Genomic DNA, 24,237 nt, shown 5'->3' with positions numbered 1-24,237 from the left:
GTAAATCTAAATCCTGAGTCGTATCTATAGTTATCAAATACCTTTTTTCAATTTCCGTGAAAGGTTCAGCCGCCAACTGCTGTGAGGTCAATAAATCAACAGTTGCATCGGCAATATCCCCCGTGCGATTTTGAAGGCGCGATCGCAACACTTCAATAGGTGCTGTACAGTGAATTATTTTCCCAGAAATGTTATTAGTTTCAGCACAATTAATAGCGTCCATTCTCAAATTATTGCGATCGTATTTCGCATCCAAAATAACTGTATAACCTTCCTTCGCTAGTAATATTCCCAATTCCAACAATCGGCTGTAAGTCTTGCCATTCATCTCACTAGAATATAAATCATCCCCACCACGCTCATACAAAGGAACGCCACCTAAATGTTTTCGTACCGCATCAGAGCGAATGTGAATTGCATTAAAATGGCGTGCTAAATATCGAGCAACTGTACTCTTACCAGAACCAGACAAACCCGACATCAAAATCATTTGTCCTTGGCAAGATTTTGTGTAATCATAAGCTAGTTGATAATAGTGTGCCGCTGTTTCTTCAGCCTGATTTTTCTCAATAATTGGCACAGCCGGATCGTCTAGTAAAAAAGCAGTTACGTTTGCTCTTACATAAGCCTGACGGATCAAATAAAATCGCAAAATTTGTATTCCTTCCCAATCTCCAGTTTGTTCAATATATGTATTCAAGAACGCATTTGCTAAGTCTTTACGCCCCCGCGCTTCCAAATCCATGACCGTAAAAGCTACGTCATACATAACATCAACAAAACGGAAAGGCTCGTTGAACTCAATGCAATCAAATAACATGATTTTATCGTGCCACAGAGCTATATTTTTCAAATGTAAATCGCCATGACACTCACGAATTTTGTTACTTTGAATGCGGCTAGCAAATAGTTTTTGCCTCTCGCTAAAAAACACTTCTGTATATTGCCTAGTTTCGTCATACTGTTTTTGAGTTTGCGGCCCACCAATATATTTTTCCGAGAGTCGATAATTGTTATTAATAACCTCCCGAATAGGAGGAATTTCCCCAAATTTGCGAATATAGTCGCTAACTTGGGCGCTAGCGTGAAAGTTCGCCAAATCTCGCCCCAAACTCTCTAAATGTTTTTCATTTAGCCGTCCCTGCTCAAACATATTCACAAACAGGAAATCCTGAGAAAATTGCTGCATTTTTAGCACGTATTCCACTGGTAAGCTAAAAGGTTCTAGGGTGAAAATATTGTCACCTTTATGATATATAGGCAAAACTTCTAGGTACAGTTCTGGCGCTCCCCGCTGGTTCATTCGCAACTCTTCTGTGCAAAAATGATGGCGTTTTTCTAAAGTTGAATAGTCTAAAAAACCAAAGTTGACTGGTTTCTTGAGTTTGTAGGCAAAATCTCCCGTTAGCAGTACAAAAGAAATATGAGTTTGAAGCAGTTCAATTGGTTCTGTCACGGAGTGAGGATAAAAATCTGACCGTAACATCTGCTGAATTAGAGGAGGAAGAGAAGCATCTAACATTTTGATTTTGGGTTGGGGTTGATAAATATAAGATTTACGTATGCTTTACGTAACGCCGCCCTCTGGGCGGTGATTAACCGCCCAGAGGGCGGCGTTACAAAGTCATTGCAATGAAAACCGCTATAGTTAATAATTAGTATAAACAAAAATTAAGTTATGACGGAAAATCAAGGTTCGACAGTGGATGTATTTGGCGTGGGTAATGCCTTAGTTGATATTTTGGCATTTGTGGAAGATGATTTTGTGCAACACCATGCTTTGAATCGCGGCTCTATGACTCTGATGGATGCGGAAAAACAGGGGGGGATTTTGCACGATTTAGAGCATACTTCTCTACAACTGCGATCGGGGGGGTCGGCGGCAAATACGATGATTGCTTTGGCTCAGAGTGGCGGTAGCGGCTTTTATTCGGGTAAGGTTGCTAAGGATACAAATGGGGAATTTTATCGACAAGATTTATTGGCGGCGGGGATTGAGTTTAATGTGCATCCGGCCCCTGAGTTGAGCGGGCCTACGGGTACTTGTGTGGTGCTGACGACTCCCGATGCGGAGCGCACTATGTGTACTCATTTAGGAGTTTCTACGACTCTGGCTGCTACTGATATTGATTTAGATCGCCTCAGTCGTGCAAAGTACAGTTATATTGAGGGCTATCTTTGGGATGCGGCCGATCCTCGGAAGGCTAGTATTGAGACAATGGAGCACTCGAAACGCAAGGGAGTAAAGGTTGCTTTTACTTTTTCCGATGCTTTTTTAGTTGATCGATTTGCTGATGATTTTCGGCAGGTAATTGCTAATTATTGCGATGTACTTTTTTGCAATGCCGATGAGGTGCGCCGCTTTTTTGAGCTGGAATCTTTGGAAAAGTGCGCTCAGAATTTGGGGGAATTAGTTAATCTGGCTTTTATTACTGACAGTGCAAATGGTTGTTTGGTGGTAGAAAATAAACAGATTACTAAAGTTGCTGGATTTCCAGTCCAAGCTATTGATACTGTGGGAGCTGGAGATGCTTTTGCCGGGGGCGTTTTATTCGGACTTACTAATAATTTGAGTCCTCAACAGGCGGGACGCTGGGGGAATTATCTCGCCTCCCGCGTGGTAGAGGTTCACGGGCCCCGTCTAGAGGAATCTCAACGCGATCGCATTTGGGAAGTTATTGGTAGTTAACGGTTAACAGTTAACGGTTAACTGTTAACTGTTAACTGTTAAACTGCTGCTGCTGCTGCTGCTTCTTCTGTTGTTTCTTCAGCTCCACCTTGAGATATCAACACGCTTACTACTACTTGATCGGGTTCGCCAACTGGTGTGACTCCCTCTGGTAATTGGAGTTCGTGAATGTGCAGAGCATCTCCTACGTGCATCTCGGAAATATCAACGTTAATAGCTTCGGGGATATTGTCTGGTTTGCACTTGAGTTTGAGTTGCGTCAGTACGGGGTCTAAAATTCCGCCTTCCATTTTAACGCCGACCGCTTCTCCGATAAAATGGAGATTTACTTCTACTTCAAGACTGTCTTGCGTAGCGACGGAGAAAAAGCTGAGGTGATAGGGATGACCTTTCCAAGGGTGAACTTGCACTTCCCGCAGCAAGGTTTTGCCACTCCAAGAAATATCAGGAATATTGAGCTGAATTAGAGCATTGTTGACTACGTGCTTTTTGAGCAGAGTTTCAACGGTTTTGGCATTGATGGTTAGCGCAATGGATTCAGCGCCGCTGTGGCCGTAGAGTACGGCGGGGATTAAACCGGAGCGGCGGAGAGCGTTGGGTTTACTGCCTTCTGCCCGCTTTTGACATTCTACTGTGAGTTCCATTTTGTGTATTCTGGTTTCTTGCTATGACATTCTACCAAATTTATGCTACTGAATCTCAAATTTATTAGAATCGCTGGAGATACTGGTAATTTTCGTTTTCAACACACTTGAGTAATTCTAACAGTTTCCTCATGCCGTAAGTTTCCTGTTGATACTCTTGTTTTGAAGGGTAATCTCCTAGTTTAGTAAGTACAGTTTCGCTTTCGGTAATTATCGCGTCACGAAAAAAGTCTCTGAGTTTTTGGCGAATATCCTGATTTAACTCAACTACAGGTAAAACCACATCTTCCCCATCTAAGTGCAGTTGGGTATCTCTAGATATGCCAATTTTTGCAAATTGAGATTTTGCTAACCATTCGTAAATAGATTCTGTTATTCTTACAGAATCAGATGGTTCACCATTTACTGCATAAAAGCTGATGTCAAACATGGGGATTACTCCTAAGACTTAACATCCATAAACTCACTCAAGGGAATATTTTCAGCGTAAGCTATACCCGCTTGAAAAAATTTAGCTTTACCAGGCCCAGAGATTTTGTTTGCACTCACAACTGCGATGACAGTACCAGTCTCAATAATTTCCGCGATCTCTTTTCCAGAAAGGTATGTAGTTTTGATTTCTATGTATGGTTGATTTATTGTTCTTCTATTTAAAGTTAATTGTGACTCATTGGGGTTTAAGGGATTGTATTGACTGTGAATGTTGCAGATGATTTCTTGAGCTCGCAAAGTATCATTTAGATTTAAGATCGCAATGTCTCCTTTGGGGTCATTCCCAGTGGTTCTCTGGGATGGAATCATCGCTTGAGACAACTTTCTGATAACCCAGCCAACTAAGTCTCTGTGAATTGTTAGCTGGTATATCAGCCGATCTTCATCGGTTATGGGAGCATCATCAGCCATGAGTGGATCTTTAATTTCCTATTCTGGCAAAAGTCTTAGCCTTGAACGCCAACGGATGTGCCATTAGCATACAACAAAGCTCGCTTGGGCCCGTGAATGGGATCTTCTACAATGATAGTTTGATCGCGACTTGCTCCCAAAGAGACGATCGCGATCGGTACTGCCATTAACTCTGCTAAAAACTTCAGATAATCCAAAGCTTCTTTAGGCAAATCTGCCAAAGTCCGACAGTCCTCCGTTGACTGTTTCCAACCCGGCATGGTTTCATAGATAGGCTTGCACCGTGCAAATGTTCGAGAACTACTAGGAAAATCTTCGATGCGATCGCCATCAATTTCATAAGCAACGCAAACTTTAATTTCCTCTAACTCGTCTAAAACATCTAACTTGGTAATAGCTAGACAATCTAAACCATTAATCCGCACCGCATAACGGCCAATGACAGCATCGAACCAACCGCAGCGGCGTTTACGGCCAGTTGTTGTCCCGAATTCTGCGCCGCGATCGCACAAAACTTGTCCCACTCCATCTACCATCTCTGTAGGAAAAGGCCCCTCTCCCACCCGCGTTGTGTACGCTTTCGCTACCCCGATCACGCGATCGATCATCGTCGGGCCCACACCCGCACCCACGCAAGCGCCACCCGCCACTGGATTAGAAGAAGTCACATAGGGATAAGTCCCGTGATCCAAATCTAGCAGCGTCCCTTGAGCTCCCTCAAACAGAATATTTCGCCGCTTCTGAACTGCATCGTAAATCTTCAGAGAACTATCCACAACGTGGGGACGCAACCGTTCCGCATAAGCCAAATATTCCTCAATCACCACTTCCGGGTCAAGGGGCGGCAAATCGTAGAGCTTTTCCAGAATGACGTTCTTATAATTAATCGTCCACTGTAACTGCTTCCGCAATCCGACTGCATCCATCAAGTCAAGGATGCGAATTCCCGTGCGTTCTGACTTATCAGCGTAGGTCGGGCCAATTCCCCGTCCCGTCGTCCCAATTTTATGAGTCCCGCGCCGTTCCTCCGATGCTTGGTCAATCAACCTGTGATAAGGCATCGTGACGTGGGCGGTTTGAGATATCATCAAGTTGCGCGATGAGATATTCAGCGCATCTAGCTGATCCAATTCTTCGATTAAAACCTTCGGGTCAATTACTGTCCCACTGCCGATGATACATTCCGTATCAGGATAGAGAATTCCAGAGGGGATTAAGTGCAGTTTGAAGGTCTGACCGTTTACGACAACGGTGTGACCTGCGTTTACGCCCCCTTGGTAACGTACAACGACATCTGCGGATTTGCTGAGCAAATCAGTAATTTTTCCTTTCCCTTCATCGCCCCATTGGGCACCGATCACAACTACGTTAGCCAAGGGTCTCTCACGAAACGCTAAAGTTGACACAAACTCAAATTATGCACAGATGGTGTCGCTGCTGTCAAATTAATTTTTGTTAATTTTGTTAAGCTTGAAAAAATAAAGGGGAAGTTAGTTATGACTTTACACGCTGAGTTGCACCGTCACCTGGGCGGTTCTGTAGTACCCCGGATTCTGTGGCGGTATTTTGAACGTCACGATGCTGAGATAGCTGGTCGATTTGAAGAATATTCTGAGTTTGAGCAATTTTACACCAAGCCGCGCAACACTCTGGATGAGTATTTAGAACTGCACACTATGGTAGAAAGCGTTCAGACTGCTGAAACTCTACCCTATTTTATCTATCGGTTGATGCGGGGAGCATATATTTTTGAGAATTTAGCTTATTTAGAATTGCGCTATACGCCTTATTTGCGGACACCGGAGCATTTACCGATGTCTGAGAGAATTGAGTTAATGGCGAAGATTGTGGAAATTGTCGGCAAAGCTAGTCGGGTTAGCGATTGTCCGATTGTCACTAGCCAAATTTTGTGTATGCACTCGCGTTTGCCTTTTGAGGTGAATAAGGCGATCGTAGATTTGGCGGCGGGTATGGGGGAATATGTCTGTGCTATTGATGTAGCGGGTGGTGATGCTTGTATTGCCGATCGCTTGGATGAGTTTGTGGGATTGTACCAGTATGCGCGATCGCTCGGCATCAAAACCACTGGCCATCTCTACGAAACACCTTCAGGCTGCTATCCCGAATTATTACCATATTTAATGCGAATTGGTCACGGGATTCAGATACCTTTGAAATATCCAGAATTGTTACCAGAAGTAGCAAAAATGGGGCAATGTTTGGAAGTTTGCCCGACTACTTATTTGAAGACAGGAACGCTTGCGGATTTGCGGGAATTAAAGGTAGTATTTGACCGCTGTTTTGAGGCAGGTGTTGATATTGCTATTTGCACGGATAATGCAGGTTTGCATAATGTCCGATTACCGTTTGAATACGAGACTTTGTTAACTCTGGATGTGATCGATTTTCGGCAATTACAAGCTTGTCAGAATGCGGCTTTTCGCCATGCTTTTGCTTGGCCTTATAAAGAAAGGCCAGAGGATATGTTAACAGGTTTGTTGAAGCCGGAACCTCTTCCCGCAGTCGTTCGCTAGGAGTCTATAGGGTGGGCATTTGCCTCCTTGGTGTCAACTGCCATCTGAAACCCGCCAGGGACTTAAGTCCCCCTCTTATAAATTAAGTCCTCTGAATGAGGACTGAAAAACTTTAGGACTTACGCAGGTCGTCCCAGAAACCGGGTTTTTGAGAGAATCTGTGGGTCATAACGAAGTATTTTCGTCAAAAAACCCGGTTTCTTTGGTTGGGTGCATAAATCCTGAACTTATTAGTCCTCTTCAGAGGACTTGATCTTTGAGACAGGGGTTTTAACCCCTGTCGGAATGAGGGTTTGACCTTAAGTTGACACCAATGTCTTGGCCCAGCTTCCGCAGCAGTTAAATGAGATAAAGAAGTAAAAGTGAAAAAAATAAAAATTCATCCATTTGAGGTTGTAAATGGATTGTTTACATTACAATTATAAACCGTATTTTTACTTAGGCAGGAGCACTTCTGCTGGCAATAGAATAGTAAAAGTAGAGCCCTTACCAACCTCACTTTCAACGAAGATATCTCCACCCATAATCCGAGACAACTTTTTAGTAATTGCTAACCCTAATCCAGTCCCCCCATACTCTCGTGTAGTTGAAGCATCAGCCTGAGTGAATGGTTGGAACAGTTTTTCCATTCGTTCTGGAGATATCCCAACGCCAGTATCAGTTACCTTAAATAAAATATAGAGTATGGCTGATTTGTGTTCTTCCCCATTGAGCGTTCCAGATTTCCGATACTCTTTTTCTACCTTAATAGTAATTTTACCTTTCTTTGTAAATTTGCAGGCATTACTAAGCAAATTAAATAAACTCTGACGTACCTTAGTTAAGTCAGTTTTCATATAACCAAGATTGTCTGCACAGTCAACTACCAAGACATTAGCATTTTTCTCGACCAGTGGTCGAACCATTATGATGATTTCCCTAATCAACAGTGAGATATTAACGGTTTCCAAGTAAAGTTCAACTTTGCCAGATTCAATCTTGGACAAGTCAAGAATGTCGTTAATTAGACCCAGTAAATGTGTGCCTGCACCGTGAATTCTTTTCAGGTCAGGGATTAAGTCTTCTTGAGCTAAATCTTCTGCTTCTTCTTGCAACATTTCACTATAGCCGATAATCGCATTCAGGGGGGTGCGGAGTTCATGGCTCATGTTAGCAAGAAACTGGCTTTTAGCAATATTCGCTGCTTCTGCTGCTTCTTTAGCGGCTAATAATTCCACAGTCCGTAATTTAACTTTTTCTTCTAGTAGTTGCTTCTGCTGTTCTAGTTTTCTAGTTAAATTATATAATTTTAAATGAATTCTAATTCTTGCTAACACTTCTTCACTTTGGAAGGGTTTAGAAATATAATCTACGGCTCCTACAGATAATCCATTAACTTTATTATTTGAATCAGATAAAGCGGTTAAAAAAATAATCGGAATTTCGCAGGTTAAGGGATTAGCTTTCAATCGCCGACAAGTTTCAAAACCATCAATACCAGGCATCATTATATCTAATAAAATTAGTTCTGGCTGATGATATTCTACTTGTTCAATCGCAGTTTCACCATCAATAGCAACCGAAACTTGATAACCCACATCTGTCAATATGTGGGCTAAAACTTCTAGGTTATTGGGATTATCATCTACAATCAAAATAGATTGTTCTTCTGAAATTTCACTCATAAAGCCACCAGGAATTATTCATTATTCACCCTCAGATTCCGCTAGGTATTTTTCTATGTATGTTCGCACCTGTTTAAGCTTAAAAGCTTTAGCAAATTCGCGCAGATGTTGAACAAAAGGTATAAACTCATTGTCTATCTGTTCAATTCTCGTCAACTCTTGTAGTAAATCCTTAATCAATCCCTTACGACTAAGATTATACAGTATAAGCAAGTCTTCATGTGATGGGGGCAGAACTGCAACAGCTATTTCAGAGTTTGTCAAGGCGTGTTTACTTTCCGGTTGTAATTTTTCTTCATAGATCCATTCTAAGTTCAGGAGAGTTTTGATCGCCTCTAACAGGCTATCAGCTTGGATAGGTTTGGGCAAAAATTCATTAGCTCCAACATCAATACTTTTTTGCATATCTGACTGGAATACACTGGCTGAAGACACGATCACTGATAAATTAGCAAATGGTGGCAATTTTCGCAAATTTCTAACCATTTCATGGCCATCCATAATCGGCATAGCAATATCAGTAATAACCAGGTTTGGTTGAACCTCAGCAATTTTATCCAGTCCTTCTTGACCATTTTCAGCTTCAAAAAGTATAAATCCAATAGGGCTGAGTAAATTGACAATAACAGAACGGTTTTCCCAACGGTCATCTACTACTAAAATTTTTAGCCGATCGCCTTTGAAACCAGTAATAATTCCCTGCTGAGAACTTTTAGTATTTTTTGCCCATTCCTTAGCTTCGGGTAAATCTATCTCAAAACAGAAAACACTACCTTTTCCTAATTCACTTTCAACTTCCAAGGTACTGCCCATCATATCAACAATGTTTTTGCTGATAGCTAATCCTAGTCCAGTCCCTTCTGATTGCTTCTTCATATTACCAGACTGCTCAAATGGCAAAAAGATATTTTTAATATGATCCTTGGATATACCAACTCCAGTATCTTCAACTTGAAATCGAATACGATATAAATTTACTTCCCGATCCTCACTTTCCACTTTTCGAGAGTTGATCAGAAATTTTACGCTACCTTGTTCAGTAAACTTAATCGCATTCCCCAGTAAGTTAATCAACACCTGCCGCAATCGTTTTTCATCCGTATGAATGCCAAGGGGTATTACGCCCTCAGTTTGATCTATAAAATCAATCCCTTTTTGTTCAGCCTTAATTCGACAGATTTCAATTACTGCTTCCAAAAATGAGGGAAAATAAAAATCCGCAGCATAGATTTCCATTTTCCGGGCTTCGATTTTAGAAAAATCGAGAATATCATTGATCAGAGTGAGTAAATGCGTACCACATTGGTTAATAATGCCGATCCCTTTTTGATCCAATTCTACCAAGCTTTTTGACCGCTGGAGAATTTGGGCATAGCCTAAGATACCATTAAGAGGTGTACGCAATTCATGACTCATGTTGGCGAGAAACTCGCTTTTGGCACGGTTAGCACTATCGGCAATTTCTTTTGCTTCTTTAAGTTCTACAGTGCGCTCTGCAACTCGAATTTCTAAATCCTGATTTAGAAGTTCTGCTTGTTGACGGGCTTCTTCAATAGCAAATACTTGAGGTAAAGTTGTCCAGCAAGCGATCGCTACCCCCACAAATGCCACAATCATTACTAGAACTAGGATTAGGTTATTCTGCTGTTCGCTTGTACCTTGATTAAGCACCGATCTAAATGCCCAACCCATCAGAACTCCTCCACATACCAGGGCAATGATGGTTGTTACCTGAAACATTAACAAGTCTTGCATTGTTCCAGCAGCACTGTACTGATATCGCTCAATCCACCAAGCTGGTCGAAGAATAGGAAGTCGAATACGTCGAATCGCAAAATCTATTACTAAAATTGCCATCGGAGAAAGTAAACCAATCAAAAAGTATTGCCATTCCCAAGCTAAACCACCTACAAATAGAACGATCGCTTCCACGAAGAAAATTACTAATGACAGACGAGGGGCTAACACACCGGGATTATCGCGTTGTAACCACATAGATAAATGCAGCACTGTGAAAGACACAAACCAGCCAACATTACCAACAACCACGATATGGGGAACATCACCCCAGATGAGAAAGAACATTGATAGCCCAAATATCATTGCTAAAGCAGGGCCAAATACTCCGCGTGGAGATACAACGCCAAAGACTGGTGCCAGGTATTTATCTAGTGCAAGTTGATAAAGTATTCGAGGACAATTAGAAACAGCAGTAGCAATAGTAAGTAAACAAGAAGAAGTAAGTAAAAAAGTAACAAATAAGGATGCAGATTGCCCCCAAAAGGGTTTCGCCGCACCTACCAAATTGATAAATGAATCACTAGCACTAGCACCTTCCAAAGTATTACCAGGGGCTAAACGCATTACAACCCAAGTCCCAGCGGTAAAAATAACTGCACCTGTCCAAGCAGCAACATCTAGGAAACGGAGAGTTTGAATTGGGCTACGACTATCCGCCACAAATGAGGAAGCAGTCTCACTACTATAAGTGACAAAGGTGGCAAAAAATAACCATTTTGCCCATTCTGTAAAGTTTAATGAACCCCAACTTGTGGGAAAAAAACCAGGACTATCGGGAGATAAAATTAGCCAGCCCATGCCTTGAAAACTGAATGTTAGCAGTAGGCCAATAGACGGCATAATAAAAAAGAATAACAAGATGCTTACAGCTCTTGTACCACTTAAAGCTAAGATAAAAGGCAAGAGCATAAACCCCACCCGCAGGAACATTGTTGGTAGCTGAATATCAAATACCTGAAGATTCGACTTAACTAGATCGGTGAGGATAATCGCATTTAAAGATATACTGGAAGTCCAATTCAACAAATATCCAATTGCTGCATAACGAGCCACAATTGGATAGCGATGTAATAACCTCGCCATATAGTTAGGAGTACCCCCAGTCATATCTACCGAGCCTATTCCTAGCCTTTTTACCTGATAGTTAATTAACACCCCAATGAAAGTTGCTGGTAGCCAAACTAGCAAAGCTAATGGCCCTATTGCCGCATTAATGCTGGAGACTACCCCTGTCCAGCCAGGAATACCGGCTAAGCCAAAGCTATAGGTTTCCAGAGAGGTAAGACTGCGAGAAAGATGAGGTTTGGAAGATATATCTGATTGAGAATTATTCATCGTAAGTATGAGTTAATTAAATAGGTTGGGGTAAAAAACCAAGCTGTACGAAATATGACAAATAAGCCTTTAGCACGGTCGAGTTAATGGTGGGACAGATAATATTAGTATCACTTAGTCCTCTCTTGGTGTTGGCAGTATCAAATAGATGGGATAATGCTAAGGGAGTTGTTTCGATAAAAGTTTTTTCCTGATTTGATGTCTTCTTAATAAACAATGATGCCATCGGAGTTAAAGCATTTTCTGGAGACGTATTCAGTAACTTTACCTGCCAGTTTTGGTAGGGAATAGAAGGAACTGGATAGCCTAGTAAGTTAATGTCCGCAACCAATTGTTTAATTGATAAAAAAGACGGACTTAAGATATGAAAAGATTGCTCGAAGGCTTTGGGTTGACATGACAAATGATAAATTGCTTTAACTACATAGTCTACAGGAGCAAGGTTCATACTCATTTCCATCTCGGGTGCAGATCCCATTTGAATAAATCCTTTAATCATTCTACAAATCATGTTGCCAAGCTGAAAAGCACCTGTTTGACTATGCCCTGTTACCATGCCTAGTCGATAAATAGAGACGGGTACGCCGCGATCGCGAGCCGCCATGACTAATTTTTCAGCCACCCATTTACTTTGGGAATAACCATCCGCATATCCTTCACAACCGAGTAACGCCTCTGTCTCTAAAATTAATTTCCTGTTTTCATAGTTAGAAGATTGAAACACATCTAAGGTAGAAATATGATGTACTGGAATGGTCTTACTCCGAACTGCTAGACGTAATACTTCCTTGGTGCCACCAACATTTACATCACGCAAAGCAATATAAGGATAAACTAAATTTACATAAGCACCACAGTGATAAATAACTTCAAGTCTCTCTGCCAACTCAGTAAACTGGACTTCAGATAATCCGAATAAAGGCTTTGATAAATCTCCAACTACGGGCACAATCCTCGATCCAAATTCTTCTCGCCAAATTTGATAATTCTCTAAAGTTTTCCGTAATCGCTGACTAGCTTCTTCCTTACTATTAGCACGAATTAGACAGTAAATAGTGGACTGAGGATTTTTATGCAGTAATTCTTGAAGAAGAAAAGCACCAATGAATCCTGTCGCACCTGTTAAGAATATATAATCTATTTTTGTGGGATTAATCTTGAGAGGGCAGATTTTTTCATCTAAAACTGCATCAGCCCATAACTCGGCAGGAGTGGTTTCAAATTTGACGGTAGAGCCACAAGCTTGCACTGCCTCAATCACTTCAGCTAATCCAGCAATTGTATTAGCTTTGAATAGATACTCTAAAGAGATTTCTACCTCTAATGTTTCCCGAATACGAGATAATAATACTGCACTAAGGAGTGAATTACCTCCTGATTCAAAAAAGTTTTGATAAATCCCAACTTCGATGCCCAAAACAGAAGTCCAAATACGGGTAAGTTGTTCTTCTAGTTCGGTACGAGGCGGAACAATTTCCTCTAGAATATTCAAGTTAGGAACTGGCAAAGCCTGACGATTAACCTTAGCGTTAGGAGTTAATGGCAAGGCATCTAGAAAGACAATAATTGTCGGTACCATATATTTTGGTAGTTTATCTTTCAACCACATTCCGATCTCCACTGGATGCAGCTTTGACGATCTCGATTTTAACACCAGATATGCAACCAAACGACGATCTTCAGGAGAATCTTCGCGGACAACTACTACGCACTCCTGTACCGCAGAATGTTGCAAGAGAGTAGTTTCGATATCTCCTAATTCGATCCGATGACCGAAAATCTTTACTTGGGAGTCAATTCGTCCAATAATCGCAATATTACCGTCTGCTAGATAGCGAACCAGATCTCCTGTTTTGTAAAGACGGGCTGTAGGATCTTGACTAAACGGATCTTTGACAAATTTTTCTGAAGTAAGTTCAGGGCGATTGAGATAGCCGCGTCCTAATCCCAACCCACCAATATAAAGCTCTCCCTCTCCTTCTGTAATAGATTGTAAAGTATTATTCTTGCCTCGGGCGGATTCTCTAATTACATAAATTTTGGTATTTAAAATTGGGCTACCAATAGATATGGAGCTATTGCCTGGTTTGATCCTAGAAACAGTTGACCAAACTGTGGTTTCAGTTGGCCCATACATATTCCAAAGAGTAGCACATCTTTCTAGGAGTTGGTTGGCTAAAGTCCTAGTCATGGCTTCGCCCCCGCAAATAATTTTCAGCTCGGGCTTACCCTGCCAACCAATTGCTAATAACATTCGCCAAGTGGCTGGCGTAGCTTGGATAAATGTAGCACCAGATTCGGCGATCGCTTTGGCAAGTTGATTAGCATCTGATGCTACTTCCCGACTGACAATTACCTGAGTAGCTCCCACTATTAGGGGTAAGAACAGATCGGGAACTGATAAATCAAAAGAAAATGTAGTCAATGCCAAGAGAACATCTTCAGATGTCATTCCTGGTTCTTTTTGCATGGATAATAAGAGATTTACTACTGCACGATGAAGGATTTGCACCCCTTTTGGCTTACCAGTAGAACCAGATGTATAAATTGTATAAGCTAAGTTTTCAGAGGAGACAACACCTATCATATTTTGATTGCTAAACTGGGAGATAGCATCCCAATCCTCATCTAAACAAACGATCTGATTTGGGCGTTGAATTAAGTTTTCTAATAGGTGTTTTTGAGTTATTAAAACAGGTGACTGGGAGTCTTCTAGCATTAAAGCAATACGATCCGCAGGATAACTTGGGTCAAGAGGAACGTAAGCACCGCCAGCCTTTAAGACTCCCAAAAGTCCGATCAGCATATTCAAGGAACGATCGACGCATACTCCAATAAGGGTTTCTGAATTAACACCTAAGCTTTTCAGATAATGCGCTAATTGATTGGCTTTTTGATTTAATTCTTGATAAGTGATTTGCTCGGATTGAAAAATTGCCGCAATAGCATTTGGCGTTTGCTCTACTTGCGATTCTACTAATGTATGAATGCAGGAATTTTCGATGTTTTTCATTACAAACCTTGTTAAATAAAATGTGACAAATCTAGAGCGCGACGGGTGTGAAATTTTAGCATTTATTAGGTAGCCATTGCTTGCGCTTTACCGTCTTTGTTTAGGTTGCAAAGGTGGTAATCAATGGCACCAAACTTTTGGTTGTGGCATAGACTCATATAATTTACTAGATCCAACTAAACTCATCCGGAAGAAAACGAAAATTTAGGTAAATTTATAACTACCTTTCCGCAGCCTTAACTGCCACATGGGTGATTTCGAGTTGATGTCGGTGGCTCAAATTCCGATTCTTAAGTAAAAATACTGAGAAAATTGTTATGGGAGAATAATTGTGTTTCCCGCTAGGGGTGAGGATCGTTACGAGATTTTGTGTTGAATGATAAGGCAAAAGCCTTTTTATCAAACATTTTGCCGTTATTATGATATAATACCTCACCTAAATCAGGAAGTTAAACGCTCAGTCTATTAAAATAGGAGGACAAAATTTGACAGAACAATTGGGCCCTAATCCTAATAAACCCTATCCTTTAGCCGACCACCGCCGAGTATGCTTTATCAAAAATTTCGTGAAGTCGCCAAATATTATAGTTGGCGATTATTCTTACTATGACGATCCTGTTGACCCCGAAGGCTTTGAGAGAAATGTGTTGTATAATTATGGCAGCGATCGCCTGATTATCGGCAAATTCTGCGCGATCGCGACTAATGTTAAATTCATTATGAATGGCGCAAACCATAAGCTAGACGGTATTTCCACTTACCCATTCCCTATCTTCGGAAATGGTTGGGAAAGCGCAATGGATAAGTTGATGGACTTACCGAGTCGTGGCGATACTGTCATTGGTAATGATGTCTGGATTGGCTACGAATCCCTAATCATGCCGGGTGTTAAAATTGGTGATGGTGCGATCGTTGCAGCTAGAGCGGTTGTTGTCAACGATATTCCTCCCTATACTGTTGCTGGGGGAAATCCTGCGCGGCCAATCAAACAACGATTCAGCGATGCTGAAATAGCGCAACTTTTAGAAATTAAATGGTGGGATTGGGAGATAGATAAGATTACTCGCAACATTGATAAAATTATGGATGGCGATGTGATTTCTCTCTGTAATGCTTCCTAAATAATTCCTGTTCATCAAGAGAAGATTTCGGCGATTGAAATCGCAAATAATTCCTGTTCATCAAGAGAAGATTTCGGCGATTGAAATCGCATCTACACGATCGAAGTCCGCCTACGCGGACTAATGCAATTGAGGGATTTTCCTCCAAGGTTTAATCTTCCAATTGTCGCGCCGATACCTCAACTGCGGTGACATCAATCGTACCGGGAGGTGTCATTCGTTTAAAATGTCCTTCTTCAATTTTAAGCGGTTCGCCGCAATTAGGACATTGGCACTGAGTTTGATTTAAAGCAGGAAATTCATAACTACAGACTGGACAAGCATCTTGAATTAAGTTGCGGTTCAACCACCAGCGGAGACCGAAAAATGCGATCGCTGGTGCCAACAATAATAAACTGATTAAAATTAAAATCGACTTCACTACCCAGCCTAGACCAATTGACCCTAACAACCAGGCGATTCCCAGGATTATAAGCCAATTGCTAATACCAGAGAGATTGAGGGAAATTTTGGAACTGCCTTGGTTCACGGTTGTCTCCTTTGATATCCTTGCAGAGGGGATACTTCTATCCTACTCACAAATCAAGAAGTTGTTTAACTTGCTGGAGGAAGGTATCCGTACCGAAAGCGGCTAGGGTTTCCTCCCTCAACCAGTTGCGATTGCACCTTTTATCCTCCCCCATCAGCATTTCTATGCAAGCCACCGCCACCGCCTCTGCATCTCGGTGGGGAACTCGCCAACCTAGCATACCATCTTGCAGGGGATCGGCAGAACCATCTGCATCGCCAGCTAATACAGGAATGCCACAAGCGATCGCTTCTAAGTACACAATACCAAATCCTTCCTGAGACGGCATCACATAAGCATCAGCAACGCGGTAGTGTTCGACTAACTCTTCTGTGGGGACAAAACCCGCAAATATCACTCTTTCAGCCACACCTAAATCTGTTGCGAGTTTGGCTAACCGAGGTCGATCGTCTCCCCGTCCAATTACCAGATATTTGACATTAGGAAACGCTTGTGATATCGGTGGCAAAGCACGAATTGTCACATCAACGCCTTTGTAGATATCACCAGACCACAATCGCGCTACGGTCATCAACACCTTTGCATCAGCAAGATTATACCGCTCGATTAAGTGTTGTGGCTTGGGGCCGGGAGTGAAGATATTTCCATCTACAGTACAAGGCAATAGCTGGAATTTTTGGGGGTTGAGGTTGTTGGTTTCACAGGCGCGATCGCGCGTATATCTGCTAATAGTCCAAATTGTATCCGCTTCTCTGAGTGCTGTTTGATATTTATCCGGTAGCGGTTCCCAGATTTCTTTACCGTAGGTAATAACAGTATAAGGAATCTTTAAACTTTGGCAGATAGTTTGAATTAGCGGTGCTAATTTGATATGGCCGCAGAAAACTCGTTTAGGTCGTTCTTTGATTAAACAGATTAGTAATTTTGTCGCGAATCTAATTCTACCTAACCAAGCAGGATTAGTTTTGAGATAATCAAAATTTAGTGTTTTTGATTGATACGGATTTTGGCAGTCATGAGAATCTCGCAGCAGCAATATTTTTGCTTTTGGTATCGAGTTTACCTCTGTTGCCAATTGGTAAGCTTTGAGAATATCTTTAATGTAGGATTGAATGCCACCTTCGTTGGCAAATATTTCTAGGAAGCAGAAGATATAATTAGTAGTTTTCTCAAAGTTATAATTCAACTTTGCTTCCATGTCTCTTTAGCTTAACAAATACTCAATCTTCAATTTTTAATCTTTAATTTTTAATCTTTAATTTTTAATTTTTAACGCCCGTCAAGATTTCCCAACAGCACATCAGCACATCTAGGAAACTCCACGAGCGTCAAATTAAGCAAACTTCAGTCTTAGAACAAACCGAGAGTTAGGGATGTGTCAATTGGGAAAGTAGCACCAACACCCAACCAAATTGTCACCGCAGTTCCAAACAGGAAAACAGCAGTTGCAACAGGACGACGGAAAGGATTTTGGAACTTATTCACGTTCTCGATGAAGGGAACCAACATCAGGGCCAAAGGAATAGCACCCATGATCGCAATTCCCAACAACTTGTTAGGAAGAATGCGAAGGATTTGGAACACTGGCCACAAATACCACTCAGGTAAAATTTCCAAAGGAGTCGCAAAAGGATCTGCGGGTTCGCCCACCAAAGCGGGATCTAGCACTGCCAAACCCACGCAGAGAGCAAATGTCCCTATAATTACCACTGGGAAAATATAGAGCAGGTCATTAGGCCAAGCAGGTTCGCCATAATAGTTATGACCCATACCCTTAGCAAGTTTAGCGCGGAGTTCTGGATCGCTCAGATCCGGTTTTTTTACTGTTGCCATAATTAAGAGTGTTCTCCTTTTGGTTGTTGGCTGTAACGCAATTATTAATGTTGAATTTTGAATTTTTGACTCAAAATTCTGGGCGGGCACAGAGGCACCGCCCCTACAACTAAAAACTTACAAGGGGCCAGAAATGCCTTGCTTGCGGATCATCAAGAAGTGAGCCAGCATAAAGACTGCAATTAGCCAAGGTAAGACAAAAGTATGCAGGCTGTAGTAACGAGTCAAAGTCCCTTGACCAACGCTAACACCGCCGCGTAGCAGCTCAACAATCAAAGGCCCGACAAAGGGGATGGCTTCTGGTACACCAGAAACAATTTTCACGGCCCAGTAACCAACCTGATCCCAAGGTAGAGAGTAGCCAGTCACGCCGAAAGAAACAGTGATGACAGCCAAAATCACGCCTGTCACCCAGGTTAATTCGCGGGGCTTTTTGAAGCCACCAGTCAGGTAAACTCGGAAGATGTGCAAAATCATCATCAACACCATCATGCTGGCAGACCAGCGGTGGATGGAGCGAATCAGCCAGCCGAAGTTAACCTCGGTCATCAGGTATTGCACTGATGAAAAAGCTTCTGTTACCGTTGGATGGTAATAAAACGTCATTGCAAACCCAGTCGCAAACTGGATCAGAAAGCAAACAAGAGTGATACCGCCCAAACAATAGAAAATATTGACGTGGGGGGGGACGTACTTGCTTGTAACGTCCTCGGCGAGGGCCTGAATTTCGAGGCGTTCATCAAACCATTTGAATGGTTTTGAGTCGGTGATCTGCTTAGAAAACATGAAGCAAGAATTCCTAAAAATCGATTGCTGTATTTGAAATTTTACCCTCAGCAGTGGTGAGGGAGATTCAGAGGCAGATCGACTATCCCCTAGACTGCGATCGAGGTGACAGTTTTTTAACTACCACTTTGGCTGTATTTGTAGTGTATCGCAATCTGAGTCTACCATTCACGATTACTGCTCTTTAATTTCTGCCGAGTTCTCTCGCTGGCAGACGTGAGGCTGGGAAGGGATAACAGACGGTTAAGGGAGCTTTGTGCTCATTGTCAGGTAATTTAAGGCAGGTATATATGTACAAACGAGTTTTCGGTATTGCAGTTTTAGTGATTCTTCAGTTGGTGGCGGTGTTGGGCTGCTGGAGTGAGCCGGCTTTGGCGCTAACTGAGGAACAGCAACTTTTGAATGAAGCTTGGCGGATTGTTAACCGTTCTTATGTGGACGATACTTTTAACCATAAAAACTGGTGGAGTATCCGGGAACAGGCAATCAAAGAACCTCTGAAGAGTCGGGATGCCACTTACAGTGCGATTCAGAAGATGCTGGCGGTTCTGGATGACCCTTTTACTCGGTTGCTAAAACCTGAGCAGTACCGCAGCTTGCAGGTGAATACTTCTGGGGAACTGACGGGGGTGGGGCTACAAATTGGACTCGATCCGCAGACGGGGGTGCTGACTGTGGTGGCTCCTCTGGATGGTTCTCCCGCAGGTAAAGCGGGTTTGCTACCGCGCGATCGCATTCTCAAAATTGATGATGTTAACACTTCTGAACTCACGTTAGACGAGGCTGCAACTCGGATGCGGGGCGTTGCGGGAACGGTTGTGAAGCTTACGATCGCTCGTGAAGGTAGCGAAGCAACTGAGGAAATTCAGTTAGTGCGCGATCGCATCGCCCTCAACCCGGTCTATGCTGAATTACGCTCTGCTCAAGGAAGCATTCCAGTTGGCTACATCCGCCTTGCCCAATTTAGCGCTAACGCTGTACCTGAACTCACCAAGGCCGTGCAGCAGTTGGAACAACAGGGAGCCGATGCTTACATTCTAGATTTGCGGAACAATCCCGGCGGACTGTTGCAATCGGGGATTGAAACTGCCCGTCTGTGGTTGGATGCCGGCACCATTGTCTATACCGTCAACCGCCAAGGAATTATCGGCAGTTTTGAAGCGTCTGGAGAACCATTGACTCGCGATCCCCTGGTAGTCTTAGTGAATCAGGGAACTGCTAGCGCTAGTGAAATTCTTGCCGGGGCGCTTCAGGATAACGGTAGAGCTAAGTTAGTGGGCGAAAAGACCTTTGGTAAGGGCCTAATTCAGTCGCTTTTTGACTTGTCTGATGGTTCTGGCTTGGCTGTAACGGTTGCTAAATACGAGACACCGAATCATACGGATATTAATAAACTCGGTATTATGCCCGACAAAATAGTTGCCCTAGAACCAAATGAGGGCGATCGCATCCGCACCGAAACTGACCCACAATATCAAGCAGCATTAGCAATCTTGACAGAGCGAACGGTAATGGCGGTTGGAAAGAATTAAAAATTAAAAATTAAAAATTAAAAGTTATCGATATTTTAATTTTTAACTTTAATTTTTAATTATTCATTTGCATCGGCTGAGTTCTTTTCTACCCAAACGACAGGCCGTTGTTGAGAATCGACGCGATTAGTCTGCTCTTGCATAATGCTTTTAGCTTGGGCCGGGTCAAAGTTGTGATTGAAATCGGTTCGCACCCGATCCACTCGCACTTGAGTCAGCTTAACTTCGCCTTGAATTTCCCGCAACTTTTCTTGTACGGAGCGATGGTAGGGTAAAAGTTGTACTAGGGCAGAAGCTGCACATACTGAAAGTACGAGGTTTGTGGCTAACTTGGCCACTGTTTCCATCGCGATCGCTTGGTAAGGACTGCTTCGCTGAGTGCGCGTCTTTCTGCTCTGAAGACGGCGATCGCCTTTTTCTGGTTGGATAGGGGGGATAGCAGGTTGAATCGCTTGCATTATCTTGATATACCTTAACTCAGTTTGAGCTGTTGCCAAGTCTGGGAAAATCCAGGCAAGGTACACTTTGCCCTTATTTTTCAGGCTGATGGCTGCTGAAATTTTAAAGAAATTAAGTGATACAGAGGACAGAAAATAAAAATTAAATAGCCTGACCCGACAGTTGCACTTAAACTCATACCAGACAATTTACTCTATACCGAGCGATTATTATCCGGGAAGCTGAGCGCGTTAACAGTCGAGACAGGCAAGGGTAGCCATGCTTGCGGTTACGGTTCTACTTGTAGAGTTCCGTTGCGAGCCGGAAGGCCATAATTCCCGGAATCAAGGCTACCACTAGGGCAACAAAGACTTGGGTATCAGTTAGAGACATATTAGAAAAACTCCTTACTCACGGGGTTGAGCTTTAACCAATTTCAGGCAAATCGAGCGTTTTTGGAATAATTTGTTACATTTATTGATGAAATGACCGGGTTAGGTTAAGCTGAATTAAGGTGACACTTCGATCTACAGGGTAGGCAAATTGCCCTGAGTGCTTGGTGGACAAATAATTTAGGTGCAAAAAATTATTAATGCTAGATCAGTTTCTCGACGCTTACCCAAATTTTGGAATTGATGCCTTTTTCTTGTTAGTCATTTTAGTGGCTTTGGAAGCAGTGCTCTCAGCAGATAACGCGATCGCTTTAGCGTCTATCTCAAGGGGTATCGCCGACACTAAATTACAGACTCAAGCTCTGAACTTTGGTTTAGCGGTCGCTTTTGTTCTGCGGATTATTCTGATTCTCACTGCTACTTGGGTAATCAAGTTCTGGCAGTTTGAACTGCTGGGAGCGCTTTACCTATTGTGGTTAGTTTATCAGCACTTTATGTCTGCCACTGACGAGGACGGAGAGCATAAAGAACCACGATTTGCGAATCTCTGGCAAGCAATTCCGGTAATTGCTCTGACGGATTTGGCATTTTCTTTGGATAGTGTCACCACTGCGATCGCGATTTCTGACGAAACTTGGCTGGTACTTACGGGTGCTACTATTGGGATTATCGCCCTGCGGTTTATGGCAGGTTTATTCATCCGCTGGCTCGAAGAGTTTGTTCACCTGGAAAATGCTGGTTACATTACAGTCGGATTTGTGGGAATACGGTTGTTATTGAAAGTAATTAATGATAGTTTAGTTCCCCCGCAATGGTTGGTAGTTGTTACGATTGGTCTAGTCTTTTTGTGGGGATTTTCAGAACGTACTGTCGTGGAATCGACTGAAGGCATAGAAGGCGAATCAGTCGCAGAAATTGAGGGGAAACAGCAAGAGATATTACTGCAAGCTCAAGAGCAAGAAGCACAGAAATCTGAACTTTAAAATATTTTCAGCCTCTATATAAACCAAGTCCGGCGGTTGAAACCACATAAACCAAGTCCGGCGGTTGAAACCGCGTCTATACAAACCAAGTCCGCCTACGCGGACTATAGAAATGCAACCCGCGCAGGCGGGTTAAGTCTCGTGTAGACGCGATTTCAATCGCCCAATCATTTATTTACTCAAGCAACCAGGGAGTTAAACGGGGTTCCCAGCTTACTAATTCCTCATCTTTGAACCAGAGTTTAATCTCCCGCTGAGCAGTTTCTATCGCATCAGAACCGTGAATAATATTGCGGCCAACATTAACAGCAAAATCGCCCCTAATTGTACCAGGTTCAGCATTCAAAGGATTAGTTGCTCCAATCATTTTTCTCGCGGATGCAACCACACCATCGCCTTGCCATACCATCGCTACCACAGGACTAGAAATGATAAATTCTACTAATCCCGGAAAAAATGGTCTTTCGCGATGGACATCATAATGAGCTTCAGCGAGTTCGCGGCTGACTGAAACTAGCTTCAAACCTACTAGAGTAAAGCCTTTGGCTTCAAAACGGCCGATGATTTCGCCCACAAGTCCCCGCTGTACGCCATCGGGTTTAATCGCTAAGAATGTACGTTCCAAAATTAACTCCTACAAGTCTACTAACTCATACAAAACTTAGATTACCGCAGAAAGCCTCTCACATTACTGAAGAACTAATATCATGTCCGGTTAAATACTTGTCATTTTAAATACTTGTCATTGTTCGCTGTGCTCCGCAATCGCAGAGACTAGGCGATTGCTTTTTGCTTCTTCGTTAATATTGATTATAAACGCCAAACTCTAATAGTTTTATCTTCACTACCGCTGACAATTGTTTGCCCGTCAGCACCGATCGCAACAGAATTTACCGAACCAGAATGCCCAGAAAGGATTTTTAGCAGTTCCCCATTACTCAAACGCCGTAACTTAATTAAACCATCATAACCGCCGCTGGCAAGCATTTTTCCATCTGAGCTAATTGTGACTGAATTCACGGCGTAGGAATGACCCGAAAGAGTACGTAACAGTTTGCCAGTATGCAGATTCCAAATTCTAACTGTTTCGTCTTTGCTACCGCTGACTAAAGTTTGCCCGTCAGGACTAATTGCGATCGCTAAAATATCCCGCGTGTGGCCCGCTAAAGTGCTGATTAACTCCTCCGTAACTAAACGCCACAACCGAATAGTATTATCAGCCCCATCGCTGGCTAAAATATCACCATCGGGGCTGATGGTAAAAGCTTTAACCGAACCTGCATGACCCGTCAACGTGCCGATCAATTCTCCCGTATCTATCCGCCACAGCTTGACTGTCTGACTATAACTGCTGCTGTGACTGGCGATCGTTTCTCCGTCTGGGCTAATTGCCACCGGCATTGAACCTGAATCTAGACGCGATAATCCCGTAACAAAAGTACGAATCAGTTCGCCTTTACTCAGGCTCCAGAGCTTAATCGTACCATCGCCGCCGCCTGTGGCAAAAGTTGCCCCGTTGGGGCTGATAACAACATTTTTCACGCCGTAGGGATGGCCTGTCATCGAATGGATCTGTTCCCCGGTACTCAGCAGCCATAGCTTAATTTTGCCGTCTTCACCGCCGCTGACGAGAATTTTACCATCGGGGGCGATCGCCACCGATTTTACCCCGTCTGCATGGCCAGTGAGGGTTTGAATCTCCATTATTGTGACGATTGCCTGGTTTGAATCACTGCTTGCCTGAAGCCTAGCACTACTAAAATATTAGACAGTGTTAAGAATAATTCTGCACCCCCATGCAACCAGTCGATATTGGCCAACGAGTCGCCATAAGCTACTTTGGCATAAATTCCAGCGGGAATAGTAATAGCAACGAACACTAGAGTACCGTAAAACCCAATCAGAGCCAACCGAGGTACTTGTCGCGATCGCGTCAAAAACCACAGAAAACCTAAGTAGGGAAAAAGTGATAGAGCAAAAATAGTTTCTTTGGTCATTAATTGTTAGTTGTTAGTTGGTAATTGGTAATTGGTAATTGGTG

General features: G+C 42.7%; 22 protein-coding genes. 5 read left to right on the top strand and 17 right to left on the bottom strand.

All coding sequences use genetic code 11. From position 1 onward, the window contains the following. Positions 1-1,522 (bottom strand): AAA family ATPase (locus OSCI_RS03175; RefSeq protein WP_039961654.1); only part of this gene is annotated, 1,522 nt, incomplete at its 3' end. A gap of 156 nt (positions 1,523-1,678) precedes the next feature. Here OSCI_RS03175 and OSCI_RS03170 point away from each other — a divergent pair. Next, the gene (locus OSCI_RS03170) at positions 1,679-2,689 is read left to right on the top strand and encodes an adenosine kinase (protein WP_007353415.1); all 1,011 of its coding nucleotides are present in this window, start codon (positions 1,679-1,681) and stop codon (positions 2,687-2,689) included. Between the two features lie 38 nt (positions 2,690-2,727). Here OSCI_RS03170 and OSCI_RS03165 read toward each other — a convergent pair whose 3' ends face one another. The 4 genes from OSCI_RS03165 to OSCI_RS03150 all read right to left on the bottom strand — a co-directional run bounded on the left by OSCI_RS03165 (position 2,728) and on the right by OSCI_RS03150 (position 5,612). After that, the gene (locus tag OSCI_RS03165; protein WP_007353414.1) at positions 2,728-3,333 is read right to left on the bottom strand and encodes a 50S ribosomal protein L25/general stress protein Ctc; all 606 of its coding nucleotides are present in this window, start codon (positions 3,331-3,333) and stop codon (positions 2,728-2,730) included. A 64-nt stretch (positions 3,334-3,397) separates the two neighbouring features. Continuing rightward, entirely contained in the window at positions 3,398-3,763 is a 366-nt protein-coding gene (locus OSCI_RS03160) for a hypothetical protein (RefSeq protein WP_007353413.1), read from the bottom strand. Between the two features lie 11 nt (positions 3,764-3,774). Further along, positions 3,775-4,236 carry a hypothetical protein gene (locus OSCI_RS03155; protein WP_007353412.1) on the bottom strand — a complete coding sequence of 154 codons (462 nt, stop codon included), beginning with the start codon at positions 4,234-4,236 and terminating at the stop codon, positions 3,775-3,777. 35 nt (positions 4,237-4,271) lie between these two features. Further along, on the bottom strand, positions 4,272-5,612 hold the full coding sequence (locus OSCI_RS03150) for an adenylosuccinate synthase (protein ID WP_007353411.1): 1,341 nt from the start codon (positions 5,610-5,612) through the stop codon (positions 4,272-4,274). 120 nt (positions 5,613-5,732) lie between these two features. On the opposite strand from OSCI_RS03150, the gene OSCI_RS03145 reads away from it, so the two are divergent. After that, positions 5,733-6,770, top strand: coding sequence for an adenosine deaminase (locus OSCI_RS03145; RefSeq protein ID WP_007353410.1), 1,038 nt, complete (start codon positions 5,733-5,735; stop codon positions 6,768-6,770). Positions 6,771-7,204: 434 nt separating this feature from the next. Here the strand turns inward: OSCI_RS03145 and OSCI_RS03140 are convergent, their stop codons facing one another. From OSCI_RS03140 to OSCI_RS03130, 3 genes are read right to left on the bottom strand one after another with little or no spacing between them, the layout of a single operon-like run. Continuing rightward, entirely contained in the window at positions 7,205-8,434 is a 1,230-nt protein-coding gene (locus OSCI_RS03140) for a hybrid sensor histidine kinase/response regulator (protein ID WP_007353409.1), read from the bottom strand. 21 nt (positions 8,435-8,455) lie between these two features. Next, positions 8,456-11,569, bottom strand: a complete 3,114-nt coding sequence (locus OSCI_RS03135) for an ATP-binding protein (RefSeq protein WP_007353408.1) — start codon at positions 11,567-11,569, stop codon at positions 8,456-8,458. A 16-nt stretch (positions 11,570-11,585) separates the two neighbouring features. Further along, complete coding sequence (locus tag OSCI_RS03130) at positions 11,586-14,582, bottom strand: amino acid adenylation domain-containing protein (protein ID WP_007353407.1); 2,997 nt, start codon at positions 14,580-14,582, stop codon at positions 11,586-11,588. A gap of 497 nt (positions 14,583-15,079) precedes the next feature. Here OSCI_RS03130 and OSCI_RS03125 point away from each other — a divergent pair, with 497 nt between their 5' ends. After that, entirely contained in the window at positions 15,080-15,703 is a 624-nt protein-coding gene (locus OSCI_RS03125) for a Vat family streptogramin A O-acetyltransferase (protein WP_407635884.1), read from the top strand. Between the two features lie 151 nt (positions 15,704-15,854). Here OSCI_RS03125 and OSCI_RS03120 read toward each other — a convergent pair whose 3' ends face one another. The 4 genes from OSCI_RS03120 to petB form a co-directional block, all read right to left on the bottom strand. Continuing rightward, a complete protein-coding gene (locus tag OSCI_RS03120; RefSeq protein ID WP_007353405.1) occupies positions 15,855-16,232 on the bottom strand; it encodes a hypothetical protein in 378 nt (125 codons plus the stop codon). Positions 16,233-16,278: 46 nt separating this feature from the next. Beyond that, positions 16,279-17,430 (bottom strand): glycosyltransferase, encoded by a 1,152-nt coding sequence (locus tag OSCI_RS03115; protein ID WP_007353404.1) that lies wholly within the window; start codon positions 17,428-17,430, stop codon positions 16,279-16,281. 152 nt (positions 17,431-17,582) lie between these two features. After that, positions 17,583-18,065, bottom strand: a complete 483-nt coding sequence (petD, locus tag OSCI_RS03110) for a cytochrome b6-f complex subunit IV (RefSeq protein ID WP_007353403.1) — start codon at positions 18,063-18,065, stop codon at positions 17,583-17,585. 117 nt (positions 18,066-18,182) lie between these two features. Then, the gene (petB, locus tag OSCI_RS03105) at positions 18,183-18,851 is read right to left on the bottom strand and encodes a cytochrome b6 (protein ID WP_007353401.1); all 669 of its coding nucleotides are present in this window, start codon (positions 18,849-18,851) and stop codon (positions 18,183-18,185) included. A 290-nt stretch (positions 18,852-19,141) separates the two neighbouring features. Between petB and ctpA the strand changes: the two genes are divergently transcribed. Beyond that, positions 19,142-20,383, top strand: coding sequence for a carboxyl-terminal processing protease CtpA (gene ctpA, locus OSCI_RS03100; protein ID WP_007353399.1), 1,242 nt, complete (start codon positions 19,142-19,144; stop codon positions 20,381-20,383). 59 nt (positions 20,384-20,442) lie between these two features. Here ctpA and OSCI_RS03095 read toward each other — a convergent pair whose 3' ends face one another. Both OSCI_RS03095 and psaM read right to left on the bottom strand, forming a co-directional pair. Further along, a complete protein-coding gene (locus OSCI_RS03095; RefSeq protein ID WP_234708698.1) occupies positions 20,443-20,907 on the bottom strand; it encodes a hypothetical protein in 465 nt (154 codons plus the stop codon). A gap of 211 nt (positions 20,908-21,118) precedes the next feature. Beyond that, a complete protein-coding gene (gene psaM, locus OSCI_RS28170; RefSeq protein WP_019487414.1) occupies positions 21,119-21,214 on the bottom strand; it encodes a photosystem I reaction center subunit XII in 96 nt (31 codons plus the stop codon). Between the two features lie 199 nt (positions 21,215-21,413). On the opposite strand from psaM, the gene OSCI_RS03090 reads away from it, so the two are divergent. Continuing rightward, positions 21,414-22,196, top strand: a complete 783-nt coding sequence (locus OSCI_RS03090) for a TerC family protein (RefSeq protein WP_007353397.1) — start codon at positions 21,414-21,416, stop codon at positions 22,194-22,196. Between the two features lie 175 nt (positions 22,197-22,371). Here OSCI_RS03090 and ndk read toward each other — a convergent pair whose 3' ends face one another. The 3 genes from ndk to OSCI_RS03075 all read right to left on the bottom strand — a co-directional run bounded on the left by ndk (position 22,372) and on the right by OSCI_RS03075 (position 24,193). Beyond that, positions 22,372-22,821: a nucleoside-diphosphate kinase gene (gene ndk, locus OSCI_RS03085; protein WP_007353396.1), complete on the bottom strand. Its 450-nt coding sequence runs from the start codon at positions 22,819-22,821 to the stop codon at positions 22,372-22,374. A 185-nt stretch (positions 22,822-23,006) separates the two neighbouring features. Beyond that, positions 23,007-23,900 (bottom strand): WD40 repeat domain-containing protein, encoded by an 894-nt coding sequence (locus OSCI_RS03080; protein WP_007353395.1) that lies wholly within the window; start codon positions 23,898-23,900, stop codon positions 23,007-23,009. Then, positions 23,900-24,193 carry a DUF3593 domain-containing protein gene (locus tag OSCI_RS03075; protein WP_007353394.1) on the bottom strand — a complete coding sequence of 98 codons (294 nt, stop codon included), beginning with the start codon at positions 24,191-24,193 and terminating at the stop codon, positions 23,900-23,902. The genes OSCI_RS03080 and OSCI_RS03075 overlap by 1 nt, the downstream gene beginning before the upstream one ends. Positions 24,194-24,237 lie beyond the last annotated feature (44 nt).

The sequence above is a fragment of the Kamptonema sp. PCC 6506 genome (genome assembly GCF_000180455.1).
Classification (GTDB): Bacteria; Cyanobacteriota; Cyanobacteriia; order Cyanobacteriales; family Microcoleaceae; genus Kamptonema; species Kamptonema formosum.
The sequence above is the reverse complement of the archived record's forward strand: the minus strand, read 5'-3'. Positions and strand labels throughout refer to the sequence as shown.

Excerpts from the sequence above, each read along its gene's own strand:
- OSCI_RS03165 (WP_007353414.1), bottom strand. The coding sequence starts at position 3,333 with ATGGAACTCACAGTAGAATGTCAAAAGCGGGCAGAAGGCAGTAAACCC.
- OSCI_RS03155 (WP_007353412.1), bottom strand. The coding sequence starts at position 4,236 with ATGGCTGATGATGCTCCCATAACCGATGAAGATCGGCTGATATACCAG.
- OSCI_RS03130 (WP_007353407.1), bottom strand. The coding sequence starts at position 14,582 with ATGAAAAACATCGAAAATTCCTGCATTCATACATTAGTAGAATCGCAA.
- OSCI_RS03090 (WP_007353397.1), top strand. The coding sequence starts at position 21,414 with ATGCTAGATCAGTTTCTCGACGCTTACCCAAATTTTGGAATTGATGCC.
- OSCI_RS03075 (WP_007353394.1), bottom strand. The coding sequence starts at position 24,193 with ATGACCAAAGAAACTATTTTTGCTCTATCACTTTTTCCCTACTTAGGT.
- petB (WP_007353401.1), bottom strand. The coding sequence starts at position 18,851 with ATGTTTTCTAAGCAGATCACCGACTCAAAACCATTCAAATGGTTTGAT.
- OSCI_RS03080 (WP_007353395.1), bottom strand. The coding sequence starts at position 23,900 with ATGGAGATTCAAACCCTCACTGGCCATGCAGACGGGGTAAAATCGGTG.
- OSCI_RS03115 (WP_007353404.1), bottom strand. The coding sequence starts at position 17,430 with ATGGAAGCAAAGTTGAATTATAACTTTGAGAAAACTACTAATTATATC.
- OSCI_RS03135 (WP_007353408.1), bottom strand. The coding sequence starts at position 11,569 with ATGAATAATTCTCAATCAGATATATCTTCCAAACCTCATCTTTCTCGC.
- OSCI_RS03170 (WP_007353415.1), top strand. The coding sequence starts at position 1,679 with ATGACGGAAAATCAAGGTTCGACAGTGGATGTATTTGGCGTGGGTAAT.
- OSCI_RS03145 (WP_007353410.1), top strand. The coding sequence starts at position 5,733 with ATGACTTTACACGCTGAGTTGCACCGTCACCTGGGCGGTTCTGTAGTA.
- OSCI_RS03140 (WP_007353409.1), bottom strand. The coding sequence starts at position 8,434 with ATGAGTGAAATTTCAGAAGAACAATCTATTTTGATTGTAGATGATAAT.
- OSCI_RS03160 (WP_007353413.1), bottom strand. The coding sequence starts at position 3,763 with ATGTTTGACATCAGCTTTTATGCAGTAAATGGTGAACCATCTGATTCT.
- psaM (WP_019487414.1), bottom strand. The coding sequence starts at position 21,214 with ATGTCTCTAACTGATACCCAAGTCTTTGTTGCCCTAGTGGTAGCCTTG.
- petD (WP_007353403.1), bottom strand. The coding sequence starts at position 18,065 with ATGGCAACAGTAAAAAAACCGGATCTGAGCGATCCAGAACTCCGCGCT.
- ctpA (WP_007353399.1), top strand. The coding sequence starts at position 19,142 with ATGTACAAACGAGTTTTCGGTATTGCAGTTTTAGTGATTCTTCAGTTG.